Origin of the sequence: Streptomyces chlorus, from assembly GCF_042655885.1 — a bacterium.
GTDB lineage: Bacteria > Actinomycetota > Actinomycetes > Streptomycetales > Streptomycetaceae > Streptomyces > Streptomyces chlorus.
In genome coordinates this window covers 41,992-59,555 of the sequence record NZ_JBHSOA010000061.1, presented here as the reverse complement: position 1 = coordinate 59,555, position 17,564 = coordinate 41,992, and the positions used below count along the sequence as shown (strand labels likewise).

Sequence of the window (17,564 nt, the reverse complement as noted above, 5' to 3'; positions counted from 1 at the left end):
GCACTCACGGGGACGGGCTGACGCCCAGGACGGACAGGGCTTCGCGGACCATCTGATGGGTGAAGCCCCACTCGTTGTCGTACCAACTCATGATCTTGACAAGGGTGCCGTCCACCACCCGGGTCATCGCGGCATCGATGACCGAGGCTCTGGGGTCGCCGATGATGTCGGTGGAGACCAGCGGCTCCGCAGAGACGGCCAGGACATCGCGGTAGCGGTCGGTGCCGGCCTCCTGGCGGAAGACGTCGTTGACCTCCTCGGCGGTGGTGGGCCGGGCGGTGACGGCCACGATGTCCGCGACCGAGCCGACCGGCACCGGAACCCGGATTGCCACCCCGTCGAAGCGCCCGGCCAGTGCGGGCAGCGCCCGGGTGGTGGCCAGCGCCGCCCCGGTGGACGCGGGAACCATGTTGACCCCAGCGGCTCGGCCGCGGCGCACGTCCCGGCTGGGTCCGTCAACGAGCTGCTGGGTGGAGGTGTAGGCGTGGACGGTGGACATGATCGCCCGTTCGACCCCGATCCGGCGGTCCAGTACCTCGACCACCGGGGTGATGCAGTTGGTGGTGCAGCTCGCACAGGAGATGACCTGCACGCCGTCCGGGGCCTGGTTCACGCCGTGCACCACGGTGGCCACCGTCTCCGTCCGGGCCGGCGCGGACAGGATGACGAAGCGCGCCCCCGCCTGAAGGTGACGCCGCAGCTCCTCCTCGTGGCGGAAGGCTCCGGTGCACTCCAGGACCAGGTCGATGCCCAGTTCCTTCCACGGCAGCCGGGCCGGATCGCGTTCGGCGTACACCGGCACGTTGTGCCCGTCGATGCTCAGCGCGCCGTCGGTCGCCGTGACCGTGTTGCCGTAGCGGCCGTAGACGCTGTCGTGTGCCAGCAGGTAGGCGAGGTTGTCCACCTCGATGAGGTCGTTGACGGCCGCGAGCTCAACACCGTCCACGTCGTGGAGGATCTTCAGCGCGGCACGGCCGATGCGGCCGAGCCCGTTGATGGCGACCTTCGGCATCCCAGGCGTCCTTCCGGTGTTCGCTGGTGCTCTCTTGCTCGTGGTATCACCGCGTGAGTGCCCCGGCTGGCGGGCCTACGCCATCCGCGTGCGGGTATCCGCACGGCTCGCCCTGTCATACGGCACGGAGAAGTTGCCCTGAGATCGCACGCTCTGCCCTTTTCCGGCAGGCTTGAGCGGAGAAGGCTCCCGGTGAGCGGATCGGCAGCCCCGGCACCGGCGAAGGGAGGCCAGGCCGTGGAAACAGCAGACGGTGCCCCGGCGGGGATCCATTCTCCCGGGCGGGCCGCGATCACCGCGCGGACGCTGCGCAGGGACCGCTGGTGGGTCTACCCGCTGATCACGTTCACCGTCCTGGCCCTCTTCGTGGCCTACGCGACCTATGCGGCGCTGGCAAACCGGGACTACTACGCCGACCCCTATCTGTCACCGTTCTACTCGCCGTGCCTGTCCACCCACTGCGGGGCGGTGCCCGGCTCCCACGGAGCACCGCACCTGGGCTGGTTCGGCACCTGGTGGATCATCACCCCGGCTGTGATCATCCTGATCTTTCCGCTCGGGTTCCGCCTGACCTGCTACTACTACCGCAAGGCGTACTACCGCTCCTGGTGGGCGGCACCCCCGGCGTGCGCGGTTCCGGAGCCGCACCGCCGCTACAGCGGGGAAACCCGCTTTCCGCTGCTGCTGCAGAACGTCCACCGGTACTTCCTCTACGCGGCCCTCGTCTTCAACGTCATCCTGACCTGGGACGCGGTCATCGCCTTCGACTTCCGCGGGCGCCTCGGTATGGGGCTGGGCAGCCTGGTCCTGGTCGTCAACGCCGTTCTGCTGTGGCTGTACACCCTCTCGTGCCACTCGTGCCGCCACGCGGTCGGCGGCCGCCTGAACAACTTCGCCCGGCACCCCGTCCGCTACCGGGCGTGGACCTGGGTGTCGCGGATCAATCCGTACCACGGCAGGTTCGCCTGGGCCTCGCTGATCTGGGTCGCGCTCGCCGACGGCTACGTGCGGCTGGTGGCCGGCGGTGTGATCCACGACCCGCGGTTCTTCTGACCTCGAATCAGCCCGCGGAAAGGGGGCATCGGCCATGGGGCGCGATCTGCTGCTCCGCGTCTGGCGCGGCGACACCTCCGGGGGCTCGCTCGTGGAGTACACCGTGCCGGTCGAGGACGGTGAGGTGGTCCTGGACGCTGTCCTGCGGCTGCAGGCCACGCAGGCCGGCGACCTCGCGGTGCGCTGGAACTGCAAGGCCGGCAAGTGCGGCTCGTGCAGCGCCGAGATCGAGGGCCGCCCGAAACTGATGTGCATGGCGCGGCTGTCGACACTGCCCTCCCACAGCATCACGATCACGCCGCTGCGGACCTTCCCCGTTATCCGCGACCTGGTCACCGACATTGGCTTCAACTACGCCAGAGCCCGGCAGGTTCTCTCCTTCACCCCGCCGCCTCATCTGCGGCCCGGCGAATACCGGATGCGGCAGGAGGAGGTGGAGCGGGCGCAGGAGTTCCGCAAGTGCATCGAATGCTGGCTGTGCCAGGACGTGTGCCATGTCATCCGCGACCACGAGGACAACAAACCCGCCTTCGCCGGCCCGCGGTTCTTCATCCGCCACGCCGAACTCGACATGCACCCCCTGGACACCCTCGACCGGCGCCGGATGCTGCGCGAACAGCACGGGCTGGGGCTGTGCAACATCACCAAGTGCTGCACCGAGGTCTGCCCCGCCGGCATCAAAATCACCGACAACGCGATCATTCCGATGAAGGAACGCGTCGTCGACCACCGCTATGACCCGCTCGGGCGCCTGATCCGCAGCTGGCGCCGCCGCCCGGGACGTACGGGCGAAGAGACCTGAGCCACGCCCGGGGCCGACGCCACGGGCATCGCCCCCGGGCCGTCCGCTCATCCGCGCAGACGAACGCCGCAAGGAGGAAGCCGATCATGCGTGTTGACTACCGCAAGCTGTTCCCGCACGGCGTCGGGGCGATGCTCAGGCTGGAACAGGCCGTGGCCGGCAGCGGCCTGGAGCCGGAGCTACTGGAACTGGTCCGCATCCGGGCCTCCCAGATCAACGGCTGCGCCTACTGCCTGGCCATGCACCACCGCGACGCCCGCGGTCGCGGCGAGCACCAGACACGACTGGACGTGGTGGCGGCCTGGCGTGAAGCGCAGGAGGTATTCACTCCTCGGGAGCGTGCCGCGCTGGCCTGGTGCGAGGCGCTGACCGAACTGCCCCGCGCCGGCGCCCCGGACGGGGACTACGAGCCGGTCTCCTCCGCCTTCACGCCGGAGGAGACCGCGGCGCTCACCTTCGCCATCGTGGCGATCAACGGCTGGAACCGGCTCGCCGTGGGCCTGCGCACCCCGGTCACCAGCCTCGACGGTCTCGACCTTCCCACCACCCCGTCCACGCCCGCCGACCCCGCGTAAGGAGTCCTCGCCGTGCCGATCGACACGTTCGCCGCCCAAAAGACACTCAGCGCCGCCGGATCCTCCTTCACGATCTTCCGGCTCGACGCACTGCCCGGCACCGCCCGTCTCCCGTACAGCCTGAAGGTTCTGCTGGAGAACCTGCTGCGCAACGAGGACGGCCGCGCGGTGACCGCCGATCAGATCACCGCGCTGGTCGGCTGGGCCCCGGCCACCGAGCCGGCCACGGAGATCCAGTTCACCCCGGCGCGGGTACCGAACACGGCGTGGCGCCACGGGACTTCAACTCCTACGGCTCCAGGCGCGGCAACCACGAGGTGATGATCCGCGGTACGTTCGCCGACATCCGGCTGCGCAACCTGCTCGCCCCCGGCACCGAGGGCGGCGTCACCCGCCACCTGCCCGACGGGGAGCAGACCACCATCTTCGACGCCGCCATGCGCTACGCAGACGAGTGCGTCCCGTTGCTGGTGATCGCCGGGAAGGAGTACGGCTCGGGCTCCTCGCGCGACTGGGCCGCCAAGGGCACCGCCCTGCTGGGCGTGAAGGCTGTACTCGCCGAATCCTACGAGCGCATCCACCGCTCCAACCTCATCGGCCTGGGTGTCCTGCTCCTGCAATTCCAACCGGGGCAGACCCGCGAATTCTCGGTCTGACCGGCGAGGAGACCTACACCATCCGTGGCCTGACAGGCACCGAGGCCGAGGGACTGCCGCCCGAGGTCACCCTCACCGCCGACGGCCCCGCCGGCACCATCCGATTTCGCTGCCCGGGTACGCATCGACACCCCCACCGAGGCCGACTACTACCGCCACGGCGGCATCCTGCCCTACACCCTGCGCACCCTGCTGCCACCCCGACCGCCTCCCGTCAGGGCGACCGCCCGCGAACCCCGGCACGCCGAGCGGCCAGGGTGTGTGTCTCACCGGGCCGGGCCGTCCGAGGGGATGCGCAGGGCGAGCAGAGCGACGTCGTCGTCGAACACCTGTCGGCTCCGGCTGATCAGAGCGTCGCACAGCTCCTCCAGCGGGGCCGTGGCCAGGCGGGCGGCCTGCTCGGCCAACTCGGCCAGTCCCGTGTCGATGTCCTGATCGCGGCGCTCGACAAGCCCGTCGGTGAACAGCAGCAGGGTGCTGCCGGGCGGGAGGGGGAGTTCGTGGCTGAACCGGGGGACGGACGCCTCGATCCCCACCGGGATTCCGTGACGGGCGGGTGCCAGGTAGCGGGTGCCGCCGTCCGCGCCGACCAGCAGCGGCGGCAGATGCCCCGCGTTGCTCCAGCCGAACGTGTACCCCCCGCCCGCTCCACCAGTGCGCTCGATGCGGCCGAACACCAGGGTGGCCGTCGGCGGGTCCTCGAACATCGTCAGGGCGTGGTCCAGCCGGGACACGACCAGGCCGGGCGGCCCACCCCGGTCGAAGGCAAGCGCCCGCAGCATGTTGCGGATCTGCCCCATCAGCGGGGCGGCCTCCACGTCGTGGCCGGTCACGTCGCCCACCACGACACAGGTGGCGCCGTCCGGCAGGGCCATGGCGTCGTACCAGTCCCCGCCCAGCCTGGGCAGCTCGGATGCGGGCTCGTAGCGGGCGGCGGCCGTGAGCGGCGCAAGGTCGGGAATCACGGGCAGCATGCGGCGCTGGAAGTGCTCGGCGGCGCGTCTGAGCTGCTCGTACAGACGGGCGTTCTCGAGACTGACGCCCGCGGCACTGGCCAGGGCCGTCAGCAGGCCCTCGTCGTTGTCATCGAAAGGCGTACCGTCCCTCTTGTCGGCGACGTAGAGATCGCCGTAGACCGTGCCGCGCACCATCAGCGGAACGCCCAGCAGAGTCCGCATGACCGGATGCCCGGGCGGAAAACCGGCCGCACGAGGGTGCCCTGCCACATCCGCCACTCGCAACGGCTCCCGGTCGTCCACCATGGTGTGCAGCAGGCCATGGCCCTGCGGCAGGCCCATCGCAGCGCACGGCTGCGGGTCGTCGATGCCCACGGTGATCAGGTCGATGACCTTGCCGCTCTCGTTGAGCACACCCAGTGCCCCATAGCGCGCGGCGACAAGGTCGGTGGCCGCTTCCACGATGCGGCGCAGCACGGTGCGCGTCTCCATGTCGGTGCTGACCGCCCCGACCGCGTCCAGCAGATGCCGCAACCGGTGCCGGCCCAGAGCACGCTGCGGGGGCCGCGCGACCACGCCGCCCCCGGACCGGCCCCGCCCCCATCGCTGCCACGGATTGTGCGCCATGGTGCTTCCTCCCGGCGCTTGTGGGCGCCGTCATCATGTCGCCCTGCTTTGTCACACTACGCGCGCACCTGGTCGGAAGCAGGCCGCAACGGCGCGTCAGCCACTCACGACCGAGAAGGTCGCCGCGCCCGGCGCCCCCGCCCCGCCATACCGACCACACGTGGAGCAGGGTCAGGGCACGATGACGACGGGGCGGTACGCATGGCGGGCCATCCACGCCGACACCGACCCGATGAGGTGGTCCAGCCGGAGCGTCGAGCACCGGTCTGGTGCTCATCCGCCGGACGGGCCGGCTCACGGGCCGCATCCCCGGTGCAGGCGACGAGCAGCGGTCGACCGGTCCGGCGGGCCAGTCCGGCCACCCACGCCAGCGCGCGGCGGCCGGCCGTGGGTCCGTCGTAGCCCACCACCACAGGATGCGCCGGAGCGGCGGGTGCTCGGGGGCCTGCTCAGCTTCATCGCTCACGGCTGCGTTCACACACTCGATGGCGGCACACCCGGCATCATACCGATCGCACCGGTTTGGGCGCTGGGCGCTCCAGGGAGCCGCCACGTGCACATTCGCGGCGGTCCGTGCCGCGCCTGCCTGCGTATCGGGCGCTCGCTGACGAGGTGTCAAGACAGCGGCGCAGGAGGGTTCCGCAGCGTCGACTGCGGGCGGCGACGGAATGGTGCGAGGCAAACCGGTGACCTGGAAGCCGAGATGGAGGTGGGGGCGTGGATGCGGTATCCAGCAGGCCCGGTACGTGGCGGGGTGCGGTCGTCGGTGCGGCGGAGGACCTCAGCCCCGGGGCGTTCGCCTTCGTCATGGCCACGGGCATCGTGTCGACCGCGCTGGCCGAGCGCGGCGCGTCGGCCTCCTCGGCGGTCCTGCTGTGGATCGCGGCCGCGGGATACGTGGTGCTGTGGGTCGGCTATCTGTGGCGCACGGTGTTCCGGTGGCAGCGTGTGTGCACCGACCTGGCCGGGCCACGCGGCTTCGCCTTTCTCACCCTGGTCGCGGCCTCCGACGTGCTGGCCGGCCGACTGGCCCTCGATGGGCACTACGGCGCCGCCACCGCACTGACGGTGATCGGTGGGGCCGGGTGGCTGGTGCTCGGCTACGGTGTGCCGCTGCTGCTGATCTGCTCCCCACGCATCCTGTCGCTGCGTCAGGTAAATGGCACCTGGTTCATCTGGGTGGTGGGCACGCAGTCCGTCGCGGTCGCCACCGCTGCCCTCGCCCCGCACACCGGCGGCCGGGCCCTGGGCATCCTGGCCTCGGCGTGCGGGGCCGTCGGACTGCTGCAGTATCTGCTGGTGGCCGCGCTGGCACTGGCCCGCCTGCTGCTGGAACCCGTCGAGCCGAAGGAACTAGCCCCGCCCTACCGGGTATTCATGGGCGCCGCCGCGATCAGCGTGCTGGCCGGTGCGAGGCCCTTTCGCCTCCCGCCCACAAACGCTCTGCTGCCCGGAGCCCTCGTACTGGGCGTGTCCGCGGTGGTGTGGTCGTTCTGCACCTGGCTGATCCCGCTCCTGCTCGCCCTGGGCGTGTGGCGGCACGTACTGCACCGCGTGCCACTGCGGTACGAGACGAGCCTGTGAAGCATGGTCTTCCCCATCGGCATGTACGGGGTGGCGACCCGGGAACTGGGCGAGGCGGCAGGCTGGGAATCGACAAGATTATCGTCCAGGACCTCGCCTGGGTCGTCTCCGCGCTGCTCCAGCTCCTCGAACTCCGCCGCGGCGTCCCCGCCGAGGGCCACCTGGCCGCACTGCCCGCCATGATCAAATACGGGGTCGGCGGCCCCGCCGCCTGCTACTCCTCCAGCATCGGCATCCACGACCGCGCCACCGCGACCACTCTCGCCGCCGACTGCCCCCTACTCCGAGCCGGCCTTCCGGCAGTTCCTCGACTGGCTCAGCCAGCTCACCACCGACGAGATCACCACGCTCACCGACCCCGATACCGCCCGCCTCCTCATCCGCAGCACCGAACGCCGAAGCCCTCGCGCAACCCAGGCCGCGATCCTCAGCGGCACCGGGACCTTCACCTGCCCCCTGCGCGGCGTCCGCCACAGCGGCAACGACGACCACCTCGCCCAGCTACCGGCCGACACCCTCCTCGACCTCGTCCGCGACCCCGGCAACGAGGCCGACCCGAACGCCATCCAAGTCCAGCAGCAGGGCGTCTTCCTCGGATGGATCGCCCGGGAGATCGCTCGCCCGCTCTCCCTCGCCCTCGACGAGGACCCCACCCCCGACATTCGGGCGCTGCTCGCCACCGACGCCCGCTCGATCGCACAGCAGAGCGGAGCCGACCAGCTTCACGTCCACAACGCAGTCACGCTGACCATCGTGCTCGCCCCCAAGATGACCGCCCCCGCCGCCCGACGTAAGTTCGGCTCCGGGTGACGACGAATGCGGCATCACTTGACTGCGTGAGTGCACGACACCCTCAGCACCCTGCCTCCGTCCCGCATAGCCGTCGCAAGGCCGCAGTGCACGCGTCCGCACGGCCCGCACAAGGCGGAAAGAGTGTCCGCTGGCGCTGGGAGATCCCTGGGACTTTTCTGGGACTTCCGGCTGCATCAACGGGCAACAGCGTGAAACAACCGAAAGACCATTCGCTCAGGTCAGCGGCACCTTTCCGTCCATCGCTGCAGGTCCCAACGCTGGCTGGTCTCTTCCGGGACATCTGAAGGTCCTCGGAAAAGACGCCGTCATACCCCTTCTGACCTGCGTGAACGCGAGGCAGGAGGGGGCGTGGCGGTGCCTCTGGGACTTTTCTGGGACTTTTGGCCGGGACTGAAAGCGTCATCTTGTGGGCCGGAGCGAGTCCGGGAAAAGGGCCAGGTCAGGACCTTTTCTTGGCTCGCTGCCCCGCGGGCGGGCGCCCAGAGCGTCAGACGAGCGTCATGACCGACAGTCCATGGCTCTTGCTCGGGGCAGAACACGCTGCCACAACCATGCTCACCCGGCACGGGTCCGCGCTGTTCACTCCGGACACCGGCTCGCACATCATGGCCCGCACCACATCCCGGCCGTCATAATGGAGTCATGTCCTCCAGCCCACAGCCCCCCGTCCCCGCGCCGATGGGCCTCTCTGGCGCGGACGTTGAGGACCTCGCGCTGTACCGCGAGAAATTCCGGCGGCGTCTGCCGGAGTCACTGGACGAGTTGCGCGGCCCGACCCAGGGGGTCGTGGAGCTACCGCTGCACATGGCCTGGTCCGGGATGACGTCGTACGACCTGGGCAAGCCGCGCCGGCGCATGGGCCTGTACCGCACCGTCCTGCACGAGGGCCTGCGCGACGACCTGCCCCGCTACCTCGACCAGGACCTGCTCCTCCAGCTGTGGCCGGTGCTGCGCACGCTCATCGGTCGCACCGTGCGCGCCGTATGGGAAGACGCCTTCCCCCAGCTCGCCTCCCGCACCCGGGCAGCCGCGTGACGGACATGCCGGAGCTGCACACGCGGCTCCTGGCGGATGTGATCGCACTCGGCTCCCCGTATCCCCTGGTACTCACCGGAGGGTATGCCGTGCGGGCGCACCGCCTCGTGAACCGCCCCAGCCAGGACCTCGTTGTCGCCACCGAGAACCCGGCCGCCCATGGCCGACATCGCCGCCATGCTCCGCGCCGGCCTGGAAGCCCGCGGCTGGAAGGTGCACGCGCTGGAGACCGCCCCGCTGTCCGCCCGCTTCACTGTGACCGACCCAGCCACCGGCCAGGACTGCGAAGTCGACGTCCTCAAGGAGATCTTCTGGCGGCCGGCCGCCCAGACCCCGTACGGGCCCGTCCTCGCGGAGGAGGACGTGATCGGGACCAGGGTCCGCGCCCTCGCCGACCGCGGAGCGCCCCGTGATCTGATCGACGTGTTCGCGGCCTTCCGCCGCTGGAGCAATGCCGATCTGGAGGAGTTCGGCCGTCGGCACGCTCGTGGCCGCTTCGAGCGCGAGGATCTGCAGTCGAACCTCACGGGCGCCGAGTGGACCGACGACGAAGCCTTCGCCGCCTACGGGATCGACGACGCCGCCGTCACCGCTCTTCGCATCCGGGCCGTGGAGTGGGCCGACGACCTCGCGACCCGTCTCCTCGAAGAGGCTGATATTCCGGACATTGACTGATCACACCCGGATGGGACCGCATCTGCCGGCGATCAGAGCAAGAGCCAAGGAACAAGTACGTGGGAAGGCAGTCGATCGCGGGCTCGAGTGAGCGGTCAGGGGGCAATCTGATCATCCCCATCGACAAGCGCAAGGGCCAGGCGCCCAGCGTCGCCGGCCTCTACCGCGCACTCGGCCGCACTCCTGGCCGTGGGACCGCCGGCCTCCCCGTCAGGCCGAACGCCACTGGTCGCCGGAGCGGCGCGGTGCTGTCATGGGTAGGGAAGACGGCGTGGACGAGCCGGCAAGGGCGCGGCCGCCCCGTCGCAAAGCGGAGGAGGCCGATGCCATGATGCTGTACCGCCGCACGGTCGGTGACGTGATGACCGATGAGGTCCTCACCTTCCGCCCCACCACACCACTCCAGGAGGTCACCGCCCTGCTGGACGCGAACGACATCGTCGCGGCCCCGGTCATCGACGAGGACGGCGCTCCCGTCGGCGTCGTGTCCGCGTCCGACGTGCTGCGGCACGAGACCGGCATGCCCGATCCGCAGGGTCAGGACGGGAACGACGAGCACGCCTGGAGCAAGGCCCAGGCACGGACCGCGGGCGCGCTCATGAGCAGCCCCGTCTTCACCGCCCGCGCCGACTGGACGATCCCCCGGGCCGCGCGGGAACTCCGCAGGCGACACGTCAAGCAGCTGCCGGTGGTCGGCGACGACGGGCTCCTCACCGGCATCGTCACCCGCAGCGACCTGCTCGACGCCTTCATCCGCTCCGACGACGAGATCCGCGGCGAGGTCGAGCAGGACGTCCTGGGGCGCATCCTCGGCCTGGACGAGGGCACCGTCGCGGTCGAGGTCCGGGACGGGGTCGTCACCCTTCGGGGACACGTCCCGGAACCGCGTCTCGTCCCGGTGGTCGTGGGCCTCTGCCAGGGCGTCGCCGGTGTCGTCGCCGTGGACGCCCACCTCGCCGCCGCCCGGGCGGGCTGAGTGTTCTGCCCCGGGAGGGCCGACATCAGGTGCAGTCGAGCAGATCCCGGCACGAGACCGTCCCCACCCACGATCACTCTCCGTCTATCGCATCTGATGCGAGAATTTCGCATCAGATGCGAACCTGGGGGTGTCTTCGCAGGTCAATCGCCCGAGGGAGTGACGCACCCGTAAAGGCGCCGCCGCGACGGCTGCCGTGGTTCCGCGCGATGCCGAGGTCAACGTCCCTGGTGGGACCGCTCTCCCGCGGTTCGGGGGTGACCTCCAGGTCGGGTGTCGCCTCTTCGCATCCGATGCGATTGGCGTCGGTAGGATCAATCGAACCGTGGCCGGCGCTGAGATTGATCACGGCTCGGTGGTGGCCACAAGGGCGTTGACGCGGTTCGCGTATTCGCGGCGGGCCTTGCGCTGTCCAGGAGCTGGTACGTCCACGACGCCGGCGTGTGGGCGCCTGGCCAACTCCTGTGGTGGGTTGGACGCAAACCGGCGCGCCGGCCGGCCGCTGCCCACGTGGTTGCTGCTCGGCTTGCTCGGGCTCGTGACGATTCCCGCAGGGCTTGCCCACGAACGGCCCTGGTTGTGCGTGGCCGTTGTCGGCACCGGGTTTCTCGCCGCGCCGACCCTTTCCGCGGTGGCCGACGCGGTGAGCCGACTGGCGCCCGCCGGCGTGCGGGGTGAGGCGACAAGTCTGCAATCCTCGGCGCAGAGTGCGGGTTTCGCGTTCGGATCCCCGATCGTCGGGGTGGCGATCGACGTCTCCGTGCCGGCGGGCGGCTTCGCGGCGGCCGGGCTGGCCGGTCTCGGCGCCGCGCTGACTGGATGCCTGCTGTCCCGCCGCTGTCCGTCGCCTCGGCCGCCCACTTCGGCTCGTCGCGAGTCGGCGAGAAGAACAGATGCAACCCATGTGCAGTGATCAGCCGCTTGAACCGCGGGGCACCGAGCCAAGCGGGTGACGGTCTCGGCCCTTCACAGCCTCGAAATCAACTCATCGCCTTTGGGTGCGGATCCTTTCGATGGACGGTTGAGCTGGGGTTTTCCTGATCGGGGTGTGGGCGGGTGGTGTCGTCTCCACGGTGGCGGTGAGGAGGCGGTGCCGGATGGGTTCGTTGTTCGGGGAACTCGAGGTACGACAGGCGGCGGTCCGTGCCAGGGGGGAGGAAACCGCCGCGAGGGCGTACACGCGCAGCCGCAAGCCGTTCGACCCGCTCACAGACAGGTCAACAACACGTTGCACTGCGAGCCTTGGACTACGGACCGCTGTCCGCATGTGCCTGATGATTCCTGTGCCTAGACTGGCCTTTAGCGCAAATCACCTCAATTTTGACAAATGGTGCCAAGGAGGCGATTCGTGATGGCGAAGGTACTTTTCGTGGTCACCGGAGCTACGTACCTGGTCCTGAAGGACGGCACGAGGTACGCCACCGGCTACTGGGCGGAGGAATTCGCGCAGCCGTACAAGGCGATCACGGAGGCGGGCCACGAGGTCGTCGTCGCGACGCCCAACGGCGTGACGCCGACCGTCGACATGATGAGCCTGCGCCCCGCCATGGCCGGCGGTGAGGAGGGAGCGCTCGAACTGGAAGCCATCATCCGTTCCGCGGAGGTCATGCGCCGGCCGATCAAACTCTCGGACGTGCGGCTGCAGGACTACGACGCGGTGTACCTGCCCGGAGGCCACGGCCCGATGCAGGACCTGTCGGTGGACGCCGACGCGGGACGGATACTGACCGGACAACTCGCCTCGGGCAAACCACTCGCAATCGTGTGCCACGCCCCTGCCTCGATGCTGGCCACCAGGATCCACGGCGAGTCGCCCTTCAAGGGCTACCGGGTCACGGGCTTCACCAATGAAGAGGAGGAGGCTGTCGGACTGGCCGACAAGGCGCAGTGGCTGCTTGAGGACGAACTCAAGGAGAAAGTCGGCGTCGAGTACAGCCGGGGCGAGGTGTGGAAGCCGTACATGGTCGAGGACCGCAACCTGATCACCGGGCAGAATCCCCACTCCGCCGAAGTGCTCGCAGAACGGCTGCTGAAAACCCTCGCGTGAGAGCGCTCATGGTGTGCGGCGGCATGTCTGTCGAGTGCCGGCGCGGGGATTTCGGGAGAGGATTCTCGCCGCACCGGCTCGCCGTCGGCGTGAGCAGTGCGCTCGGGTCTGTGAACGCGCTGCGGGTACGCGGTTGTCGGCGTCGGTCTTCGTCGGCCCCCACTGCTTCGGCCGGAAGACGCCTTCTCACGTGCTCACGTGCCCATTGGTCTGGAGCACGATGCAACGCTGCGGGCCGCAGTACTTCCGCGTCTTCGTCGCTGGAACAGGTCGCTGCCTTCCGGCGGTACCGAGCGCGCGAGGCGTTGTGCAAGGTGCGGACGCGCAAAGCCCCGTGGCACCGTCAGAGGCGGCCCGGGGGCAGCGGCGTGGGCAACAGGCGTACCCCCGGGCCCGCGTTCGGGCGCCTTGGACGCCAGGAGGCCACGCCTCCCACGAGAGAGGAAACCGGTTGTGGCGCGGATCGTCGGGCCGGACGGACATTCAAGGGTCATCGCGGAGTGGAGTTCCCGTAGCGGTCGGGCGGCGTCCGACCTGATCGCGGCTCCGCTCGGGGGAGACGGATGACCACCGGCGAACTCGCCCTTCCCATCGTCGCCGGGACCTTTACCGAACGGAGCGAAACCGATGCAGGAGTTCCTCGTCGAAATCACCACGACGGTCCCCGAGGGGACCAGCCAGGACGAGGTCGACAGGCGGAGGGCGGCCGAGGCGGTCCGCGCGGGGGAGCTCTCCGCGACCGGCAACCTGGCCCGATTGTGGCGTCCGGTCGGCGAGTTGCGCAGCATCGGGGTCTGGCGGGCCGCGGACGAGAAGGAGCTCCGCGAGAAGGTGCTCGACACACTGCCACTGCGCCCCTGGATGACCCTCACCGTCACCCCGCTCGAACCCCACCCCAACGACCCCGGGCGGGCCACCGACGGCACGGAGTGATGGCGGAGCTCCCCCGGCCACAATGCCGGTGACTTTGCCACCTTCCAGACCGTGTTGCCAGCAACATCGCAGCAGGTCAGCGGCGTGCGAGCTCCGCTAGGCAAGTGACATTGCCCCTAACCATGGACCGCGGCCGGTCGCAGCCGCCGGCCGTCGCCGGCGACTCCTGGCGTCCTGGCAAGCGGTTTGCGCCCCCGTCGCGGGGCCGCCGTCCCTACCCGGCGTCGCGCGCGAAGCAGTCGGTCGCACCTGTACGACGTCCTGGTCGATGTCCCCGGTCCGCGTGCGGGGGGCGCCGCAGCCCGCCCGCCACCGGGCTCGCCCCGGGCATGCGCAGGACACGATGAAGCCCGCCATGTTCCGCGCGCAGTGCCCGGCGGCCGGCAGAGCTGTCCGCGCCCGAACCCCGGCGGCTCGTTGTCGGTGCCCGCGGGCTCGGAGCGGGGGGCCGCACTACCGTCCGTGTCGGCGCGGTGAGGGCGCCGCTCATCACAGGTCCAGGACGATCTCCTCGGTGGGCTTGGAGCAGCAGATGAGGATGTTGCCGTCGGCGGGGGGCTCGACCGGGTCGGGGGCGTACTGCACTGCCCCGGACATGAGGGCGAGTTCGCAGGTGTGGCAGACGCCGGTCCGGCACGACCATCTGACGGGGACGTCGCAGGCCTCGGCGAGTTCGAGCAGGGACTCCCGGGCATCGCTCCAGGGGACCTCGAGACCGCTGCGGGCGAAGACGACTGTGGGACCGGTGCCCGCCCGCCCGGCGGGCTGGTGGGGTGCGGCTGTCGCCGCGCCGTCGATCCCAGGAGTGAGGGACGGACCCGCGCCGAAGATCTCGGTATGGACGCGGGATGCCTCCAGGCCCGCGTCGACGAGGGCGGTGGTGACGCTGTCCATGAAGGCCCCGGGGCCGCACAGGTAGGCGTCGGCGTCGATGGGCAGCCCCAGGCCGAGAATACGGTCGCCCGACAGGTGGCCGATGTCCGTGTAGTCGACGTCCCGGCGGTCTTCGGCGGCCGGTTTGCTGTAGTAGATCCTCAACCGGGCCCGCGGAAGCATGCCGACCAGTTCCCGGCTCTCCCGGGCGAAGGGGTGCTCCGTGCCGTCATGGGCCCCGTGCAGCCACCACACCTGGCGACTGGAGCGGTCGCGGGCGAGGGCGTGCAGCATCGCCAGCACGGGAGTGACCCCGACGCCGGCCGACAGCAGGACCACCGGGTTGTCCCCGGTGGTCAGGCAGAAGGTACCGCGGGGCGCCGCGACGTCGAGGTGGTCGCCGGTGCGTACGTGGCTGCGCAGGCGGTTGCCGGCCGCGCCGTGGATTTCGGCCTTCACGCTGATCCGGTACGTTCCGGTGCCCGGTTCGCCGGACAGCGAGTAACTGCGGATCAGCGGCGGCGCGTCCCCCTCGGGCGGGACCTTGACCGTGACGAACTGCCCCGGCAGTGCGGTCGGCAGTTCCGAACCGTCGGGTGCGGCCAGCGACAGGGAGAACACGCTATGGCTCTCGGGCTGGACGCGGGTGACGACCAGCGGGCGGAAGCCCGGCCAGGCGGGGCGCGGGGCGGTGGCCGCGGCATTCAGCCCGGCGCTGCCGGACGTTCCGGCGGCCTCGTTGTCCCCCTGATCCAGCAGTGCCTCCATGGACGCCTGCCAGCCGGGGCTGAGCGCGGGGATCCGCAGGGCACGTTCGACCTGCCGGCGGGTGTGCCCGGGCAGGTAGAGCACCCGGTCGATCTCCTCGACGGTCATCGCCTCGGGTCCGGTGGAAACCTTGACGATCTGCTGCCCGGCTTCGACCTCGCCTTCCTCGAGTACGCGCAGATAGAAGCCGGGCCGGTGGTGTGCCACCAACAGGGCCGCCATCCGCGGCTCGCCCATCCGCAGGCCGACTCGGTAGCAGGTCACCCGCGGCTGGGTGACCTCGAAGAGCGCGTCGCCGATGCGGTAGCGGTCACCGATACAGACCTCGTTGTCCGGCAGGCCGTCGACGGTGAAATTCTCCCCGAACCGACCTGGTCGGAGATCGTCGCGGCCGAGTTCGCGAGCCCAGAAACGGTAGGAATCGGTCTGGTACACGAGCACGGCCCGCTGCTCGCCTCCGTGACCGCCCAGATCGCCCTGGCCGTCGCCGTCGATGTTCAGCCGCCGCACCATCCGAGGCCCGTGCACGGGCCTCTTGTAGACGCCGGTGTGCACGGTCCTGCCGTGCCAGGGGACGTCCTTCGGCATCCCGACGCTCAAGGCTCTCAATGTGGCCACCCTGCCACCTCCCTTGCGGGGGATCCGCTCCGGGAACTTCGCCGGAGAACCCCTGCGGGTCTCGCCCGGGCGCCCACCGGCCCCAGGCTCTCGCCCGCACCGGCCGCCGAACCCATGTCCTTCGAGGAGACAGCACGACCATGTGGTCCGACGCCACGATGACAACGCGGCAAGCATCCCCAACCGGCTGCACACGGGCCCACGGGCAAGCGTACCCACGCGAACCGGCACGCCGCATCAGACAGACGAGGCACGCGGAACCTGGCAAAGCGATCAAGGCAGGGTAGAGAGGAGTGTCATGAATGAGGCTCCGTCTCACATGTGGTGGTGACGGTAAGTAGTTGCCGTGGCCGGCGGTAACACTCCCGGACCAGCACGGGTGACGCGGCCGTCGGCACCGTGTCTGTCCTGCTCGACGGCGCGTCCGAGACTGCTCTCCCTGGAGCTCGGACCAGGCACATCAGCGATGACGCTCCGTCACCACTGCATGTGAGGCAGAGCCGTTGACCCGTACAGCCCGCTGGGGACGCGCATGGATCCATGCCGGCTTCAAGTGGCGCATCCACATCCGTGGCCAGTACGTCACGTCCGACAGGTACGGACACGGTGAATACGGGAGTTACCGCTTCCACGGCGCCTGGTGTTCCAACAACTACTCGAAGGGGCGAGGTTGATACAAGTGCTACATATGGAACTGCCGGTTTGACGCCGGCGACTCCGTGATGTTCTCCGCGTGGGGCAAGGCGACACGCAACGGGCGTCAGTACGTTTGGAGCGCGGGGCAGAACTTCAGCGGCGGAGGCCGGTACTCCTGACACACCACGGGGCCCGCGTGAGGGACATCATGCACAAGGGGCGCCAGAACTCGAGCGGTTCCGCTGCCCCGGACGACGGGCCCTTCCGGTCGTGGCTCCGCGCGCTTTCCGAGGAACTCGGCACGGAGCTGGAAGGCTTCCTGGATTCCGATGGCCCATGGGAGCAGACAGCGATCTCCCTGCATGACGTGTAAGGGGGTCCTTCGTTCCACAGGAGGCCCTTGTGCACGCCACCGACGCATCCAGCGCGCCCCAGAACTGGGAGCTCTACCGCCACGCGGTCGTGGACATCCACTTCCAGGACCGGACCGTACGGGTCGAACCGCGTTCGTCGGGCACGGCCGAGGGATCCTTCCCGGAACAGGCCGGCAACGCCGCCCTTCATGTGATCACGGCCTGGAATCCACATGGCCGTACCGCCTCCGCCGAGCACAACGCCCGCGTCCAGGGCCTGCTGCTCGACGAGCTCGACCGGCAGCGGCTCACCTGGTGGCCCGCGGCAGGAGGCGACGCGTGCGGCACGCACGTCGAGGAGAGCGTCGCCGTCGCCGGCCTGAGCGACGGCACCGCACGGGAACTGGGGCGGCGCTTCGGGCAGGAGACTCTTTGGCAACGCCGGAGAGGCAACCGGCGGATCGGAATGCGCTGCCCGGCTGCCCAGAGCGCGACCCAAAGCCTCACCGAATCCCATGTCATTCCGTTGACACCATCAACGGGATGATGCAATCCTCGTCAACTAGGTGAAG

At 69.8% G+C, this 17,564-nt stretch carries 15 protein-coding genes and 2 pseudogenes; 14 read left to right on the top strand and 3 right to left on the bottom strand.

The window, feature by feature from the left end; all coding sequences use genetic code 11:
- Positions 1–4 precede the first annotated feature (4 nt).
- The gene (gap, locus tag ACFPZI_RS25735) at positions 5–1,012 is read right to left on the bottom strand and encodes a type I glyceraldehyde-3-phosphate dehydrogenase (RefSeq protein WP_381367398.1); all 1,008 of its coding nucleotides are present in this window, start codon (positions 1,010–1,012) and stop codon (positions 5–7) included.
- A 237-nt stretch (positions 1,013–1,249) separates the two neighbouring features.
- On the opposite strand from gap, the gene ACFPZI_RS25730 reads away from it, so the two are divergent.
- The 5 genes and pseudogenes from ACFPZI_RS25730 to acnA all read left to right on the top strand — a co-directional run.
- On the top strand, positions 1,250–2,065 hold the full coding sequence (locus ACFPZI_RS25730) for a hypothetical protein (RefSeq protein ID WP_381367395.1): 816 nt from the start codon (positions 1,250–1,252) through the stop codon (positions 2,063–2,065).
- Positions 2,066–2,099: 34 nt separating this feature from the next.
- A complete protein-coding gene (locus ACFPZI_RS25725) occupies positions 2,100–2,867 on the top strand; it encodes a succinate dehydrogenase/fumarate reductase iron-sulfur subunit (protein WP_381367392.1) in 768 nt (255 codons plus the stop codon).
- 86 nt (positions 2,868–2,953) lie between these two features.
- Positions 2,954–3,442 (top strand): carboxymuconolactone decarboxylase family protein, encoded by a 489-nt coding sequence (locus ACFPZI_RS25720; protein WP_381367389.1) that lies wholly within the window; start codon positions 2,954–2,956, stop codon positions 3,440–3,442.
- 12 nt (positions 3,443–3,454) lie between these two features.
- Positions 3,455–3,763 (top strand): hypothetical protein, encoded by a 309-nt coding sequence (locus ACFPZI_RS25715; RefSeq protein WP_381368112.1) that lies wholly within the window; start codon positions 3,455–3,457, stop codon positions 3,761–3,763.
- A pseudogene (gene acnA / locus ACFPZI_RS25710) lies at positions 3,697–4,293 on the top strand (aconitate hydratase); the annotation flags it as partial. The gene ACFPZI_RS25715 and the pseudogene acnA, both read left to right, overlap by 67 nt.
- A gap of 71 nt (positions 4,294–4,364) precedes the next feature.
- Here the strand turns inward: acnA and ACFPZI_RS25705 are convergent.
- Positions 4,365–5,681 carry a PP2C family protein-serine/threonine phosphatase gene (locus ACFPZI_RS25705; RefSeq protein ID WP_381367387.1) on the bottom strand — a complete coding sequence of 439 codons (1,317 nt, stop codon included), beginning with the start codon at positions 5,679–5,681 and terminating at the stop codon, positions 4,365–4,367.
- Positions 5,682–6,398: 717 nt separating this feature from the next.
- On the opposite strand from ACFPZI_RS25705, the gene ACFPZI_RS25700 reads away from it, so the two are divergent.
- From ACFPZI_RS25700 to ACFPZI_RS25665, 8 genes and pseudogenes are all read left to right on the top strand, one after another.
- Entirely contained in the window at positions 6,399–7,265 is an 867-nt protein-coding gene (locus ACFPZI_RS25700) for a tellurite resistance/C4-dicarboxylate transporter family protein (protein WP_381367384.1), read from the top strand.
- Between the two features lie 339 nt (positions 7,266–7,604).
- Positions 7,605–8,075 carry an HIRAN domain-containing protein gene (locus tag ACFPZI_RS25695; RefSeq protein WP_381368069.1) on the top strand — a complete coding sequence of 157 codons (471 nt, stop codon included), beginning with the start codon at positions 7,605–7,607 and terminating at the stop codon, positions 8,073–8,075.
- Between the two features lie 645 nt (positions 8,076–8,720).
- Positions 8,721–9,113, top strand: a complete 393-nt coding sequence (locus ACFPZI_RS25690; RefSeq protein WP_381367381.1) for a hypothetical protein — start codon at positions 8,721–8,723, stop codon at positions 9,111–9,113.
- A 5-nt stretch (positions 9,114–9,118) separates the two neighbouring features.
- Positions 9,119–9,788: pseudogene (locus ACFPZI_RS25685) on the top strand (nucleotidyl transferase AbiEii/AbiGii toxin family protein).
- A gap of 328 nt (positions 9,789–10,116) precedes the next feature.
- Complete coding sequence (locus ACFPZI_RS25680; protein ID WP_381367379.1) at positions 10,117–10,764, top strand: CBS domain-containing protein; 648 nt, start codon at positions 10,117–10,119, stop codon at positions 10,762–10,764.
- Positions 10,765–11,236: 472 nt separating this feature from the next.
- Positions 11,237–11,677, top strand: coding sequence for an MFS transporter (locus tag ACFPZI_RS25675; RefSeq protein WP_381367376.1), 441 nt, complete (start codon positions 11,237–11,239; stop codon positions 11,675–11,677).
- A 438-nt stretch (positions 11,678–12,115) separates the two neighbouring features.
- Positions 12,116–12,811 (top strand): type 1 glutamine amidotransferase domain-containing protein, encoded by a 696-nt coding sequence (locus ACFPZI_RS25670; RefSeq protein ID WP_381367373.1) that lies wholly within the window; start codon positions 12,116–12,118, stop codon positions 12,809–12,811.
- Positions 12,812–13,438: 627 nt separating this feature from the next.
- The gene (locus ACFPZI_RS25665) at positions 13,439–13,744 is read left to right on the top strand and encodes a muconolactone Delta-isomerase family protein (protein ID WP_381367371.1); all 306 of its coding nucleotides are present in this window, start codon (positions 13,439–13,441) and stop codon (positions 13,742–13,744) included.
- Between the two features lie 489 nt (positions 13,745–14,233).
- Here ACFPZI_RS25665 and ACFPZI_RS25660 read toward each other — a convergent pair whose 3' ends face one another.
- Positions 14,234–15,985 carry an MOSC domain-containing protein gene (locus tag ACFPZI_RS25660; RefSeq protein ID WP_381367368.1) on the bottom strand — a complete coding sequence of 584 codons (1,752 nt, stop codon included), beginning with the start codon at positions 15,983–15,985 and terminating at the stop codon, positions 14,234–14,236.
- 1,056 nt (positions 15,986–17,041) lie between these two features.
- Between ACFPZI_RS25660 and ACFPZI_RS25655 the strand changes: the two genes are divergently transcribed.
- On the top strand, positions 17,042–17,539 hold the full coding sequence (locus tag ACFPZI_RS25655) for a DUF3293 domain-containing protein (protein WP_381367365.1): 498 nt from the start codon (positions 17,042–17,044) through the stop codon (positions 17,537–17,539).
- Positions 17,540–17,564: the final 25 nt, after the last annotated feature.

Bases quoted from the DNA above. Each gene is read 5' to 3' on its own strand.
- ACFPZI_RS25670 (WP_381367373.1), top strand. From the start codon at position 12,116: ATGGCGAAGGTACTTTTCGTGGTCACCGGAGCTACGTACCTGGTCCTG.
- ACFPZI_RS25665 (WP_381367371.1), top strand. From the start codon at position 13,439: ATGCAGGAGTTCCTCGTCGAAATCACCACGACGGTCCCCGAGGGGACC.
- ACFPZI_RS25725 (WP_381367392.1), top strand. From the start codon at position 2,100: ATGGGGCGCGATCTGCTGCTCCGCGTCTGGCGCGGCGACACCTCCGGG.
- ACFPZI_RS25690 (WP_381367381.1), top strand. From the start codon at position 8,721: ATGTCCTCCAGCCCACAGCCCCCCGTCCCCGCGCCGATGGGCCTCTCT.
- ACFPZI_RS25680 (WP_381367379.1), top strand. From the start codon at position 10,117: ATGATGCTGTACCGCCGCACGGTCGGTGACGTGATGACCGATGAGGTC.
- ACFPZI_RS25720 (WP_381367389.1), top strand. From the start codon at position 2,954: ATGCGTGTTGACTACCGCAAGCTGTTCCCGCACGGCGTCGGGGCGATG.
- gap (WP_381367398.1), bottom strand. From the start codon at position 1,012: ATGCCGAAGGTCGCCATCAACGGGCTCGGCCGCATCGGCCGTGCCGCG.
- ACFPZI_RS25705 (WP_381367387.1), bottom strand. From the start codon at position 5,681: ATGGCGCACAATCCGTGGCAGCGATGGGGGCGGGGCCGGTCCGGGGGC.